Origin of the sequence: Rhizobium sp. RHZ01, from assembly GCF_014851595.1 — a bacterium.
GTDB lineage: Bacteria > Pseudomonadota > Alphaproteobacteria > Rhizobiales > Rhizobiaceae > Rhizobium > Rhizobium altiplani.
In genome coordinates, this window is sequence record NZ_JACUZZ010000005.1 from 1 (window position 1) to 12,064 (window position 12,064).

Genomic DNA, 12,064 nt, shown 5'->3' on the forward strand with positions numbered 1-12,064 from the left:
ACCAGCCATGGCATGAGGGCCAGAGGCCGCCAACTTCGCCCCGCCTCAGAACCCAACTAAAACAACCAACGTCCAAAAAACAAACCCGCCGAAAATATCGACGGGTTTGTCAGCAGTCTGAGGCCGGCGAAACGCCGGCCTTTTTTATGCACGACGCCAGTTAGTCTAGCGCGTCATTCCGGCGCATCGCCTGTGCATTCGCGCGCCAGATCAATTCACCGCGTCGATCGCTCCGTAGTGCCGGAGCTCGCTTTATCCATTGCCGATCAGAATGCCGGCACCGAGAACGAGACCGCCGCCCACGACCACCTGGAAGGCAGCGCGCAGGAATGGCGTTTCCATAAATCTGTTCTGGATGAAGGCAATCGCCCAGAGTTCGAAGATCGCGATGATCACGGCCATCGTCGTTGCGATCCAGAAGTACGGGATGAGATAGGGCAAGGTGTGGCCGAGACCGCCAAGCGCGGTCATGACGCCGCAGGCGATGCCGCGCTTGATCGGCGATCCGCGGCCTGAAATCTTGCCGTCGTCATGTGCCGCTTCTGTGAAGCCCATCGAGATGCCGGCGCCAACCGAGGCGGACATGCCGACAAGGAAGGTCTGCCAGGTGTTCTGGGTCGCAAAGGCGGCTGCGAAGATCGGCGCCAAGGTCGATACCGAGCCATCCATCAAGCCGGCAAGGCCGGGTTGCACATAGGTGAGCACCAGTTGGCGGCGGGCAGCGTGATCTTCCTCCGCCTTGACGTCGGCCGGCGTGTGCTTGTCGACAAGCATGTGAGTAATGTCCTCATGGCCCTGCTCCGCCAAGGCGAGGTCACCGAGCAACTGCCGGGTCTGCGCGTCCGTGACGCGCCGTGCCGCTTCGACATAGAAGCGATAGGCCTGCTGCTCCATCGCTTCGGCTTCACCGCGGATTTTCTCGAGCGACAGGTTGCGTCGCAGCCAGTCGGGTTTGCGCTCATAGAAACCCTGAACATGCTCCCGGCGAATGAGCGTGATGCGTTCACCGAACCGCTGGCGATAGATTTCGATCAGGGACTTGCGATGGGTGTCCTCGACCTCGGCCATCTCTTCGAAAATTTTAGCGGACGCGGGATAGTTGCTGCGCAGCATGTCGGCGTAGGCGAGATAGATGCGCGCGTCCTCCTCTTCGGCCCCAATGGCGAGTGCGAGTATTTCCTGTTCCGACAAAGAATCGAACGAGCGCTTGGATGACCAAAAAAGCCTGGACAGCATGACAACCTCAGTTTTAGAATTATTCTAAAATAGAGGCTGCCGGCGCGTCGGTCAAGTTTTCACAGGCATGGAAGCCAGTGAATTGACGCATGGCCGCGGCAAGTAAAACGACGCACAGCTTCGCGTACGTGCACCGCCTTTAGCTGGCATCGGAAATAACGTGCACGCTACAGTCTACATCTACGCCGAAAGTGTATGATTATTGGGCAAAAAACCATAACAAAAGCGGGTTGAAATTTACAACTCATGGGATTGAGATATTATGGAAGGCGGGCATAGTACTATGCGTATAGATTGCATTTATAAGGGAACATAACGGTGCCAGATCCGGTAGATATTATTGTTGGTAAAAATGTACGGACACTGAGGGCCAAACGACGCATATCGCAGCTGGAACTGGGCGAGGCGCTGGGGCTGACTTTTCAACAAATTCAGAAATACGAGAAAGGCACCAACCGCGTATCCGCAAGCAAGCTTCACCAGATCGCGGTTTTTCTGGGCGTTGATATTTCGGAACTGTTCGAGGGCGCCAACCCGTCTGACGGAGCAGCGCGGCCAGGGCTGAGCCCCGAAGCATATGAGCTTGCCCTGCACTATGACAAGCTTCGCTCTGCGGCAGGCAAGGAGGCCGTCAAGACCATCTTGTCGATCATGACCGGTGAAAGCTACATCGAGGCTTTGCGCTGAACCCTGTCGGTCAGTGCAACTCGCACGCGTGAAGCGCGATGAGCAAGTCGTCCTGCGTCCGATGGCCAGCATGGTAGAGATCGATCGCGATGCTCGCGATGGAAAGTCCCCGCTGGCTGCGCAGCTTGATGTTGCGCTCGGCACACCAGGAATAGAGCGCGCCGGCGAGCACATCGACATCATCGGACTGCAAAGACAAAGAAGTGGCTGCTGCCGTCATGGAAGTTGCCCTTGTTTTTGGTTTATCCCCGAAAGGATACTGGCCGCTTTGCTTCTATTTGCAAAGCGGCATTCACTGCCTGCGTTAACGCAAGGCAGACGTGCATTTTTGCTTGTTTCATAATGGAACACCCAGCAAGCGCCGGCGCTATTCTGACGCGACCCGGTACTCCAGCGAGGCCGAGCATGCCGCGATCGCATCCAGCATTTTCTCGAACCGCGGGTGATCGCGCACCGAATCTAGGTCCGAATCATGCTTGAACCATAGGATGTGATAGCAGGACGATTGCGGCAGCAGTTCTTCCAACAGATCGAGTGCGGCGTCGCATTCGTCCAACAAAGCATAGACACACGCGATGTTGTATTGAGCAACGATGTCATCCGGATCAATCATCTGCGCGCGCTTGACCCACTCCTTAGCGCGTTGCGCATCGCCCATGTGAGCCAATGCGAGCGCACCGCGATGGGCCGGCCCCGAGTTTTCCGGATGCCGCTCCAAGGCCTCTTCCGCACGCTCGATGCAGACGCGCGCCCAATGCGCTCGCTCCTCCTCGAGACCAAGCGACCGGCATGCGCTCATCAGATGAATGGGCGAGAGATAGTCGTCGGGGCGGATCTCGGCCGCCCTAGTGAAGAAGGTGATTGCCCCCTCGAACTTGCCCTCCATGAAAAGGAAGCGACCATAGTGGAAATTCGCTTCATAGAGATCGGGCTCCAGCGCCAGCGCCTTTTCGAACTCGACAAGAGCCTCCTCGTCTCGCCCGTCCTGGTGCAGCGCCAGTCCGCGCGACGCATGCGCCTCGGCAAGATTCGGATCGAGCGCCAGCGCCTTGGCACTCAGATTGAGTATCCCCTGCAGTGTAAACTCACCCGCATGCCAATCGCGCAGCGCCGACTCGCAATCCGCCATGCCGGCATAGGCACGGGCATATTCCGGATCCAACGCAACGGCCGTTGCAAACATGCGCCGGGCCAGAAGTAGATAGGGCCTTGTCCAGGTGTGAGACAGCTGTCGTCCACGCAGATAATAGGTGTAGGCCTCGACATTGCTTGTCGGCTCGGCTGCGATCGCCTGCCTCTCCTCGGGTAGCAGCTTGATCTTGAGTTGATCGACGATTGCGTGGGTGATCTCGTCCTGGATCGCGAAAATATCGGTGAGGTCGCGATCGAAGCGGTCCGCCCAAAGGTGCCCGCCATTTCTCGCATCGATCAGCTGTCCGGTGATGCGGACGCGCTGGCCGACTTTGCGCACGCTCCCCTCGAGAACGAAGTCGACACCGAGTTCCGACGCCACCTGCTTCACCTGCACGGACTTGCCCTTGTAGGTGAAGGCGGTGTTGCGGGCGACCACGTAGAGGTTCGACACCTTCGAGAGGTCGGTGATGATGTCCTCGGTGATGCCGTCGGAAAAATACTCCTGCTCGGCATCGCCGCTCATGTTAGTGAAGGGCAGCACGGCGACAAGCTGCTTGTGCTTTTTTCGGGCTGCGGTCAAAGCCGCCTTGTTCACTTTCAGTGGCAGCGCCCGCTGCGGCGAAATCATATAGACCCGGACCGGTTCCTTGATGTTCTTGAGGCGGTGTTCCCCGCGATCCTCGAAGGACAGGTCGAGCCGTGAGCCGACATGGTCCTTGACGGTGGCCGAAACGGCAATGCCTCCTGGCTCAGCCAGCGCCTCCAGCCGCGCAGCAACATTGACGCCGTCCCCGAAGATATCGCCCTCCTCGACAATGACGTCGCCGAGATGGATGCCGATCCGAAATTCGATACGTTTGTCTTCGAGCACCGACAGGTTTCGTTGCGCGGCCTCTCGCTGCACCTCATCGGCGCAGGCGACAGCATTCACGATGCTGGAGAATTCCGCCAGCATGCCATCGCCGGTCAGCTTGACGATGCGTCCGCGGTGCTGTGCAATCTTCGGATTGAGCAGCTCCGTGCGGTAGGTTTTCACCGCACTTAGCGTTCCGGATTCATCTATGCCCATCAACCGGCCATAGCCGACGATGTCGATTGCGAGGATGGCTGCGAGACGGCGTTCCAAGTGTCCCTCGACGCTATACGGTTTTCGTCACACTAATTTAGCCTTTTATTATCTCAATGTCCCACCATTCATTCGGTCGACCCGGGATAATAAGGTGTTTTTGACGTTCGAACGTTGAGACAACCCTGCGTAGGCGACCTGACGAAGCAAACAACAAAGGCCCGGCTGCAGCAGCAACCGGGCCTTTGTTACATTTCATATAGGGTCGATCAGCCCTCGAAGAATTCCTTCATGCGCGCGAAGAACCCGGTCGATTCCGGATTGTTCTCCTTCGAGGAGAGCTGCTCGAACTCCTGGAGAAGTTCGCGCTGGCGCTTTGTCAGCTTCTGGGGAGTCTCGATCTGGATCTGGATATAGAGGTCGCCCGTCTGCGGCGAACGGAGCACCGGCATGCCCTTGCCCTTCAGGCGGAACTGCTTGCCGGCCTGCGTGCCTTCGGGCACCGTCACACGCGACTTCGTGCCATCGAGCGTCGCCACGTCAAAGGTGCCGCCGAGTGCCGCCGTCGTCATCGAGATCGGAATGGTGCAGTAGAGGTCGGCGCCGTCACGTTGGTAAAACTCATGCGGCTTCACCGACAGGAAGATGTAAAGATCGCCCGCCGGACCGCCGCGCATGCCGGCTTCGCCCTCGCCCTGCAGGCGGATGCGGGTGCCGTCTTCGATACCGGCCGGAATGTTCACGGACAGCGAACGCTCTTCGGTGACGCGGCCCTGGCCATGGCACTTCGTGCACGGATCGGGAATGATCGTGCCACGACCATGACAGGTCGGGCAGGTCCGTTCGATCGAGAAGAAGCCCTGGGCAGCGCGCACGCGACCCGAGCCCTGGCAAGTGCCGCAGGTCTTCGGCTGCGTGCCGGGTTTCGCACCCGAGCCGGAGCAGACGTCGCAAGTGATCGAAGTTGGCACGCGGATCTGCGCCGTCTTGCTGGAGAAGGACTCCTCCAGCGAAATTTCCATGTTGTAGCGAAGATCGGCGCCACGCTCGCGGCCGCCCGAAGAGCGCTGCCGCTGGCGGCCGCCGCCCATCATCTCGCCGAAGATATCCTCGAAAATGTCGGAAAATCCGCCGCCGCCAAAGCCGCCGCCCATGCCGCCGCCGCCCATGCCGCCATGCTCGAAGGCAGCGTGACCATATCGGTCATAGGCCGCACGCTTCTGCGGATCCTTGAGCATTTCGTAGGCTTCGTTGATTTCCTTGAACTTGCGCTCGGCGTCGTGGTCGCCCGGATTCTTGTCCGGATGGTACTTCATGGCGAGTTTGCGGAAGGCGCTTTTCAGCTCTTTTTCGTCCGCCGTCTTGGCGACACCCAGCGTTTCGTAAAAATCGGCTTTTGCCATTAAGGATTAGACCCCGGAAATGGTTTTCCGGCTGCCATGGTGGGCAGCCGGAACGTCAGTTTCAAGCTAGACCGTCTCGTCTCGCTTAGGCGGACTTCTTGCGGTCGTCGTCCTTGACTTCTTCGTAGTCGGCATCGACGACATTGTCGTCGCCGGCTTCCGCGGATGCGTCTGCTGCCGCACCGCCTTCAGCCTGCTGTGCTTCGTAGATCGCCTGACCGAGCTTCATGGAGACTTCCATGAGGGTCTGGGTCTTTGCCTTGATGTCTTCAGCATCCGGCTCGGTTGCTTCGACGGCAGACTTCAGAGCAGCGATCGCATCGGAGATCGCGGTGCGGTCGGCCTCGGAAACCTTGTCACCATACTCCTTCAGCGACTTTTCCGTGGAGTGGATCAGGCTTTCAGCCTGGTTCTTGGCTTCCACGGCCTCGCGGCGCTTCTTGTCGGCTTCGGCATTGGCTTCGGCGTCCTTGACCATCTTTTCGATGTCGGCGTCGGAGAGACCACCAGAAGCCTGGATACGGATCTGCTGTTCCTTGCCGGTGCCCTTGTCCTTGGCCGAAACCTGCACGATGCCGTTCGCGTCGATGTCGAAGGTGACTTCGATCTGCGGAACGCCACGCGGTGCCGGCGGCAGGCCAACGAGGTCAAACTGGCCGAGCAGCTTGTTGTCGGCAGCCATTTCGCGCTCGCCCTGCGAAACGCGGATGGTGACGGCCTGCTGGTTGTCGTCGGCGGTCGAGAAGGTCTGCGACTTCTTCGTCGGGATCGTCGTGTTACGCTCGATCAGACGGGTGAAGACGCCACCGAGGGTCTCGATGCCGAGGGACAGCGGGGTTACGTCGAGAAGCAGAACGTCCTTGACGTCGCCCTGCAGAACGCCAGCCTGGATGGCTGCGCCGAGTGCCACGACTTCGTCAGGGTTGACGCCCTTGTGTGGCTCCTTGCCGAACAGCTGCTTGACGACTTCCTGGACCTTCGGCATGCGGCTCATGCCACCGACGAGAACGACTTCGTCGATCTCGGCTGGCGTGACGCCGGCATCCTTGAGAGCAGCCTTGCACGGTGCGATCGTGCGCTGGATCAGATCCTCGACCAGGCTTTCGAGCTTGGCGCGGGTCAGCTTCAGCGTCAGGTGCTTCGGGCCGGTTGCATCAGCGGTGATGAACGGCAGGTTGATTTCGGTCTGCTGCGAGGACGACAGTTCGATCTTTGCCTTTTCGGCAGCTTCCTTAAGGCGCTGCAGAGCCAGCTTGTCGCCCTTGAGGTCGATACCGTTGTCCTTCTTGAACTCGGCAACGAGGTATTCGACGAGACGCATGTCGAAGTCTTCACCGCCGAGGAAGGTATCGCCGTTGGTGGACTTCACTTCGAAGACGCCGTCGCCGATTTCGAGGATCGAGATATCGAAGGTACCGCCACCCAAGTCGTAAACGGCGATGGTCTTGCCGTCCTTCTTGTCGAGACCGTAGGCAAGGGCTGCCGCCGTCGGCTCGTTGATGATGCGCAGAACTTCGAGGCCAGCGATCTTGCCGGCATCCTTGGTTGCCTGGCGTTGTGCGTCGTTGAAGTATGCGGGAACGGTGATGACGGCCTTTTCGACCTTTTCACCGAGATAGGATTCAGCGGTTTCCTTCATCTTCTGAAGGATCATCGCGGAGATCTGGGCAGGCGAATAGCCGGTGCCGCGGGCCTTGACCCATGCGTCGCCGTTGTCGCCCTTGGTGATCTCGAAAGGAACGAGAGCCTTGTCCTTTTCAACCGTCGGATCGTCGTAGCGGCGGCCGATGAGGCGCTTCACTGCGAACAGCGTATCCGTGGGGTTGGTGACTGCCTGGCGCTTGGCCGGCTGACCGACGAGGCGTTCGCCATCTTCGGAAAATGCTACGATCGAAGGCGTCGTGCGCGCACCTTCGGCGTTCTCAATGACCTTCGCGTCCTTGCCGTCCATGACAGCGACGCAGGAATTTGTCGTTCCGAGGTCGATACCAATTACTTTTGCCATGTCATTCTCTCCTTGAAGCAAGCTGTCGGAACCCCGAGAAGGCATTTCCCTGACAGCCCCTTACGGGATGGGTCTTTAAGATTAACGCAATCGTGATTGCGGTGATGCCGCGTATATAAGGAGCGGTTTTCGGGACTGCAAGGCGAGAACTAGCCAGAAAACCGGCAAAAAAAGCGCCCAACAGCTAATTTTGGCACGCACAGGACGATGGCGTTTTTCTGGCCAAAACCCGTCGACTATTGTCCCATGATCAAGTCAAGCAAGGTCGTCCGTTTCCGATGGTGCGCCGGCGACGGTTCAGGCTCGCCAATATCACCCGGCGGCAGCGCATCACCGTAGCCATAACCACCGTCATCGGCGATGTCGGCGGGCGGCACGGGACCGCCATTGACCGGGGCGATCGGCTGGCGTCTTGGCCGGTCATTCGCCTGTGGATAGCGCTCGGCGCTTTCACCAAAGACACCAGAGAGAATGCTGCCGATTGTCGTCGGCTCTTCAAGCGGCGGCGCCATACCGGGCTCCGCAGACGCCATCGGCTGGTCGCCGAAGCCGGGATTGGCTGCCGGATCAGCCATGAATTGCCCGTTGCCGAACAGTGGCGCCGGCGACAGTCCCTTGTGCGCGGCGACCATGAATTCCTGCCAGGCCTTGGCCGGCAAGCCGCCGCCCGTCACCTTCTTCATCGGCTTGCCATCGTCGTTGCCAAACCAGACGCCGGTTGTGAGGTTGCTGGTGAAGCCGACGAAGAGCGCGTCGCGCGAATTCTGGGTCGTGCCGGTCTTGCCCGCGGCCTGCCAACCGGAAAGCTTGGCGCTCTTGCCCGTTCCCTGGTTGATGACGCCCATCATCATCGTGTTCATGTTGGCGGCAATCGCTTCCGACAGGACACGGGGCGGGTTGTCGTAGGTATTTTCGTAGAGCACCTTGCTGCCGTCAGCCGTCGTTACGCGTCGGATCACATGCGGCGTCGCCTTGTAGCCGCCATTCATGAAGGCGGCATAGGCGCCGGTGAGCTCGGTCAGCGACACTTCCGACGTACCAAGAGCGATCGAGGCATTGGGCTGCAGTTCCGATTCGATGCCGAGGCGGTGCGCGAGCTTGATCACCTGGTCCGGCCCGTCATACATGACCAACTGGGCCGCGACGGTGTTCAGCGACTTTGCAAGCGCCGTCGCGAGCGTCACTTCGCCATTGTACTTCTTCTCGTAGTTCTCAGGCGTCCAATCGCCGATGCGGATCGGCGCGTCGTTGAACACCGAAAACGGCGTCAGACCTTTTTCCAACGCCGCTGCATAGACGAACGGCTTGAAGGACGAGCCCGGCTGGCGCTTGGCGGTGACGGCGCGGTTGAACTGGCTGTCGGCATAATCCCTGCCGCCGACGAGCGCGCGGATTGCGCCGGTGCCATCGAGTGAAACCAGGGCTGCCTGCGACGTATCGAGCTTGGCGCCATCCTTGCCGAGCACATCGTTCAGCGACTGCTCCGCGCGCTTCTCCAGCGTCTTGTCGATCGTCGTATCGACGACGATGTCTTCCTTGACGTCGCCGATCAGGCCAGGGAGCTGGTCCATGACCATATCCGCGACATAGTGGCCGGCGCCCGACCAGTAGCGCTTCGCCTTGGCTGGCGTCTGCGACATCGCGGTCTTCACCTCGTCGTCGGTGATATAGCCTTGCTCGCGCATCGTCTGCAGGACCACCTGCGCGCGGGCATTGGCGGCCTCGGGATCGCGCGCCGGCGACAGCCGCGACGGCGCCTTGACGAGTCCGGCAAGAAGGGCTGCTTCACCGAGGTTCACGTCGCCTGCGGACTTGTTGAAGTAGCGACGCGAGGCCGCTTCGACGCCATAGGCGTTCGAGCCGAAGAAGACGCGGTTGAGGTACATCGCAAGGATCTGGTCCTTGGTGTATTTCTGCTCCAGCCATAGCGCGAGCAGGACTTCCTGCACCTTACGCTCAAGCGTGCGGTCCGGCGACAGGAAAAGGTTCTTTGCAAGCTGCTGTGTCAGCGTCGAGCCGCCCTGAACCATGTGGCCGGTCGTCAGGTTGGTGACGAGGGCGCGTGCTAGGCCAAGGGGATCCACGCCGAAATGCGAATAGAAGCGGCGGTCTTCAATGGCGACGATCGCTTCCGGGATGTAGGGCGACATGTCTTCGAGCGCGAGCGCTTCGCCGCCCGTCGTGCCGCGATTGGCGATGACGCTGCCATCGACGGCAGTTATCTTGACGTTCGGCGGGCGATCCGGAATGGCCCAGGTGCTGGCGCTCGGCATGCGCGACCCGTAATAGACGACGAGGCCAGCCACGCCGATCCCGGCCCAGATGCCGAAAACGATGCACCAGTAGAGGATGCGACGAATGAAGCCGAAGAAGCTTCCACCCTCGCGTTCGCGACGACCACGTCTGCGTCTTTCGGGTTGGCGCGCGCGAGACGATTTTGACGGCGATCGCTTGGTCGAACGTCCCCTGACGACACGGTCATCGGCGTCGAGCGAAAAATCGTCATCATCGTCGCGGTCGTCGCGACCGCCGAAGGAAGGTTCGATCCTGTCGCGTGATTTGCCTCTGCCCGCCATCTAGTACCGGTACGCCCCTTCTTCGCTCCTTGCGCGGCGACGCCGCAGAAACCGTGCTTTGCCAAACGGTTCTCCGCCCGGTTGAACTTTAAATGCGGCGATTTAAGGGGTGGTTAAGAAGTGGTTAGACCGGCCCGCCCTTGCCCCAACAATGTCAAATTTGGTTCAGCCCCCGTTCACCGAACCGGCTCTCTAATCCATGCGCAAGGGACTTGCATAACAGAGGTGCAGAGATGCGTATGAGAATGATTGCAGCTGCGATCGCCATGTGTGGATTTGGCGTTACCGCGGCTGAAGCGATGCCGGTCGCGCCGCTGAACGGCGTTGCGGCCAAGAATACGGTACTCGTCGATTACGCCTGCGGGCGCGGCTATCACCTGACCCGGTGGGGCAATTGCCGGCCGAACTGGGACCGACCGCCACCGCCGCGTTACGGCTGGCGCGCCGATCGCCGCTACGGATGGGGCGGCCCGCCGCGCCATGACTGGCGCTATGAGCGATCCTACGGATGGGATCGCCCGCCACCGTGGGTGCGCGGACGCGATTGGCGCTGATTAAGACAGCAAGGCCCGGGCCGCTCAGCCTGGGCTTTGTTATAATTCGTTTACCAAGCCACGCTTTTTTGGCATGGCTGCCATTCGTTGCGACTGTCACAAATCTGACGTATAGCACGCCGGATTGCGCCTGAGATTAGCGCAGCATGCGCAATATGTAGGCATTCATGACCATCGACATTACCAAAAGCGAAGAATTCAAGCTGCGTGAAGTTTGGGACGTGCACGAGTTTGCACGCCGCTACCGGCTGACAAAAATGGAAGAGAGCCGCCTGAAGATGCTTCACGGCCCGTTCGCGGAATTGCGCGACCTCCTCGCCGGTCGGCAGCGTTCCGTTTCTCTCTGGTAACAGGGAACCATTAGCGAGCTGGTGGATTAATGCCCTAGCGAAACATGCCCTACACGTTTCGCTAAAGGTCGGCCGTCTCCCCCTCAAACGCGCCGATCGCGATCAGGCCCGGTGTCTCTCCCAGAGCGCCGGGCCTACTCATCTCCCCAATAAAAAGGGCGGCCTCGCGGCCGCCCCGATGCGTCACTGCTGGTTGCCGCAGGCCGGATCACCCGGCGGGCAGCGTGGAGGCCCACGACGGCCCTCACCGCCGCGACGCCAGTTCCCATCGTCGTTGCCCTGCGGCGGGCGCTGGAAATCCGGACGATTGTCATGGGGCCGTCCCTGGAAATCCTGGCGGCCGGGGCCGCGGTCGAAATTCGGTTGCTCGGGACGACGGTCCGGTCCGCGGTTTCCATCGGGCCTCCGATCGGGACCCTGATCAAAATCGGGTCGTGGACGGCCGGGGCCGGGGTTTCCGTCGAATTCTGGCGGCCGCACCGGGCGAACGACAGCGGGCGGGCGATCGTAAACAGGATTGCGACGCCAACGATCGCGCTCCCGATAGAAATCGCGACCGCGGTAATAGCGGTCCCAGTAATTTCCGACGCTGAAGACCACGGTCGGGATTCCGAGGGGACGGTAATATTCCGGACCCACATAGACGCGACGGCTCTGGTAGAGCGCCTGCACATAGCGACCTGCGACCCAGCCGCGCCCACCGTAGAACTCCACGTCGCACCAAGGCACATCGGCGAGGCAGCCATGGATTTCCACCGATTCACCGGCCGGAATGACGGTTACAGCGGGATATTGCGTGCTTGGTCCGGCCCGCATGTTGACGTTGGCTGTCGCATATCCCTCTGCCGCCTCGGCAATCGCCGGCGCGAGCAAGAGGGCGGCCGCTGCAGCGGCCTTCATCAAGATGGACTTCACGTTTCAACTCCTCTGACGACGCTGGAGACCGCGCCGCTTGTGTTCTCCGAAAAGGTGCGCAAGCGCCCGGGCACGGCTTCGGCGTTCGTCGCCTCGCGCCGATTTCAGCTCAATCACCTTTTCTTTCAATGATTTGTA

The 12,064-nt window shown here is 60.2% G+C and carries 10 protein-coding genes; 3 read left to right on the forward strand and 7 right to left on the reverse strand.

What is annotated here, in order from left to right; all coding sequences use genetic code 11:
- Positions 1-252: 252 nt before the first annotated feature.
- Positions 253-1,236 (reverse strand): iron exporter MbfA, encoded by a 984-nt coding sequence (gene mbfA / locus IB248_RS07530; protein WP_018855239.1) that lies wholly within the window; start codon positions 1,234-1,236, stop codon positions 253-255.
- A 318-nt stretch (positions 1,237-1,554) separates the two neighbouring features.
- Here mbfA and IB248_RS07535 point away from each other — a divergent pair, with 318 nt between their 5' ends.
- The gene (locus tag IB248_RS07535) at positions 1,555-1,923 is read left to right on the forward strand and encodes a helix-turn-helix transcriptional regulator (RefSeq protein WP_192240630.1); all 369 of its coding nucleotides are present in this window, start codon (positions 1,555-1,557) and stop codon (positions 1,921-1,923) included.
- 10 nt (positions 1,924-1,933) lie between these two features.
- Here the strand turns inward: IB248_RS07535 and IB248_RS07540 are convergent, their stop codons facing one another.
- The 5 genes from IB248_RS07540 to IB248_RS07560 form a co-directional block, all read right to left on the reverse strand.
- Positions 1,934-2,143: a hypothetical protein gene (locus IB248_RS07540; protein ID WP_192240631.1), complete on the reverse strand. Its 210-nt coding sequence runs from the start codon at positions 2,141-2,143 to the stop codon at positions 1,934-1,936.
- Positions 2,144-2,290: 147 nt separating this feature from the next.
- Positions 2,291-4,183, reverse strand: a complete 1,893-nt coding sequence (locus IB248_RS07545; RefSeq protein WP_192240632.1) for a tetratricopeptide repeat protein — start codon at positions 4,181-4,183, stop codon at positions 2,291-2,293.
- A 209-nt stretch (positions 4,184-4,392) separates the two neighbouring features.
- Positions 4,393-5,526, reverse strand: a complete 1,134-nt coding sequence (gene dnaJ / locus IB248_RS07550; protein WP_018855243.1) for a molecular chaperone DnaJ — start codon at positions 5,524-5,526, stop codon at positions 4,393-4,395.
- An 85-nt stretch (positions 5,527-5,611) separates the two neighbouring features.
- Positions 5,612-7,531: a molecular chaperone DnaK gene (gene dnaK, locus IB248_RS07555; RefSeq protein WP_192240633.1), complete on the reverse strand. Its 1,920-nt coding sequence runs from the start codon at positions 7,529-7,531 to the stop codon at positions 5,612-5,614.
- A 236-nt stretch (positions 7,532-7,767) separates the two neighbouring features.
- Entirely contained in the window at positions 7,768-10,107 is a 2,340-nt protein-coding gene (locus tag IB248_RS07560; protein ID WP_192240634.1) for a transglycosylase domain-containing protein, read from the reverse strand.
- 233 nt (positions 10,108-10,340) lie between these two features.
- On the opposite strand from IB248_RS07560, the gene IB248_RS07565 reads away from it, so the two are divergent.
- Positions 10,341-10,661 carry a hypothetical protein gene (locus IB248_RS07565; RefSeq protein WP_025658605.1) on the forward strand — a complete coding sequence of 107 codons (321 nt, stop codon included), beginning with the start codon at positions 10,341-10,343 and terminating at the stop codon, positions 10,659-10,661.
- 167 nt (positions 10,662-10,828) lie between these two features.
- Positions 10,829-11,011 carry a hypothetical protein gene (locus IB248_RS07570; RefSeq protein WP_018855247.1) on the forward strand — a complete coding sequence of 61 codons (183 nt, stop codon included), beginning with the start codon at positions 10,829-10,831 and terminating at the stop codon, positions 11,009-11,011.
- A gap of 183 nt (positions 11,012-11,194) precedes the next feature.
- On the opposite strand, the gene IB248_RS07575 is transcribed toward IB248_RS07570, so the two are convergent.
- Entirely contained in the window at positions 11,195-11,911 is a 717-nt protein-coding gene (locus tag IB248_RS07575) for an SH3 domain-containing protein (protein WP_156828716.1), read from the reverse strand.
- Between the last annotated feature and the right edge of the window lie 153 nt (positions 11,912-12,064).

Excerpts from the sequence above, each read along its gene's own strand:
- IB248_RS07575 (WP_156828716.1), bottom strand. The coding sequence starts at position 11,911 with ATGAAGGCCGCTGCAGCGGCCGCCCTCTTGCTCGCGCCGGCGATTGCC.
- IB248_RS07540 (WP_192240631.1), bottom strand. The coding sequence starts at position 2,143 with ATGACGGCAGCAGCCACTTCTTTGTCTTTGCAGTCCGATGATGTCGAT.
- IB248_RS07560 (WP_192240634.1), bottom strand. The coding sequence starts at position 10,107 with ATGGCGGGCAGAGGCAAATCACGCGACAGGATCGAACCTTCCTTCGGC.
- IB248_RS07570 (WP_018855247.1), top strand. The coding sequence starts at position 10,829 with ATGACCATCGACATTACCAAAAGCGAAGAATTCAAGCTGCGTGAAGTT.
- dnaJ (WP_018855243.1), bottom strand. The coding sequence starts at position 5,526 with ATGGCAAAAGCCGATTTTTACGAAACGCTGGGTGTCGCCAAGACGGCG.
- mbfA (WP_018855239.1), bottom strand. The coding sequence starts at position 1,236 with ATGCTGTCCAGGCTTTTTTGGTCATCCAAGCGCTCGTTCGATTCTTTG.
- IB248_RS07565 (WP_025658605.1), top strand. The coding sequence starts at position 10,341 with ATGCGTATGAGAATGATTGCAGCTGCGATCGCCATGTGTGGATTTGGC.
- dnaK (WP_192240633.1), bottom strand. The coding sequence starts at position 7,531 with ATGGCAAAAGTAATTGGTATCGACCTCGGAACGACAAATTCCTGCGTC.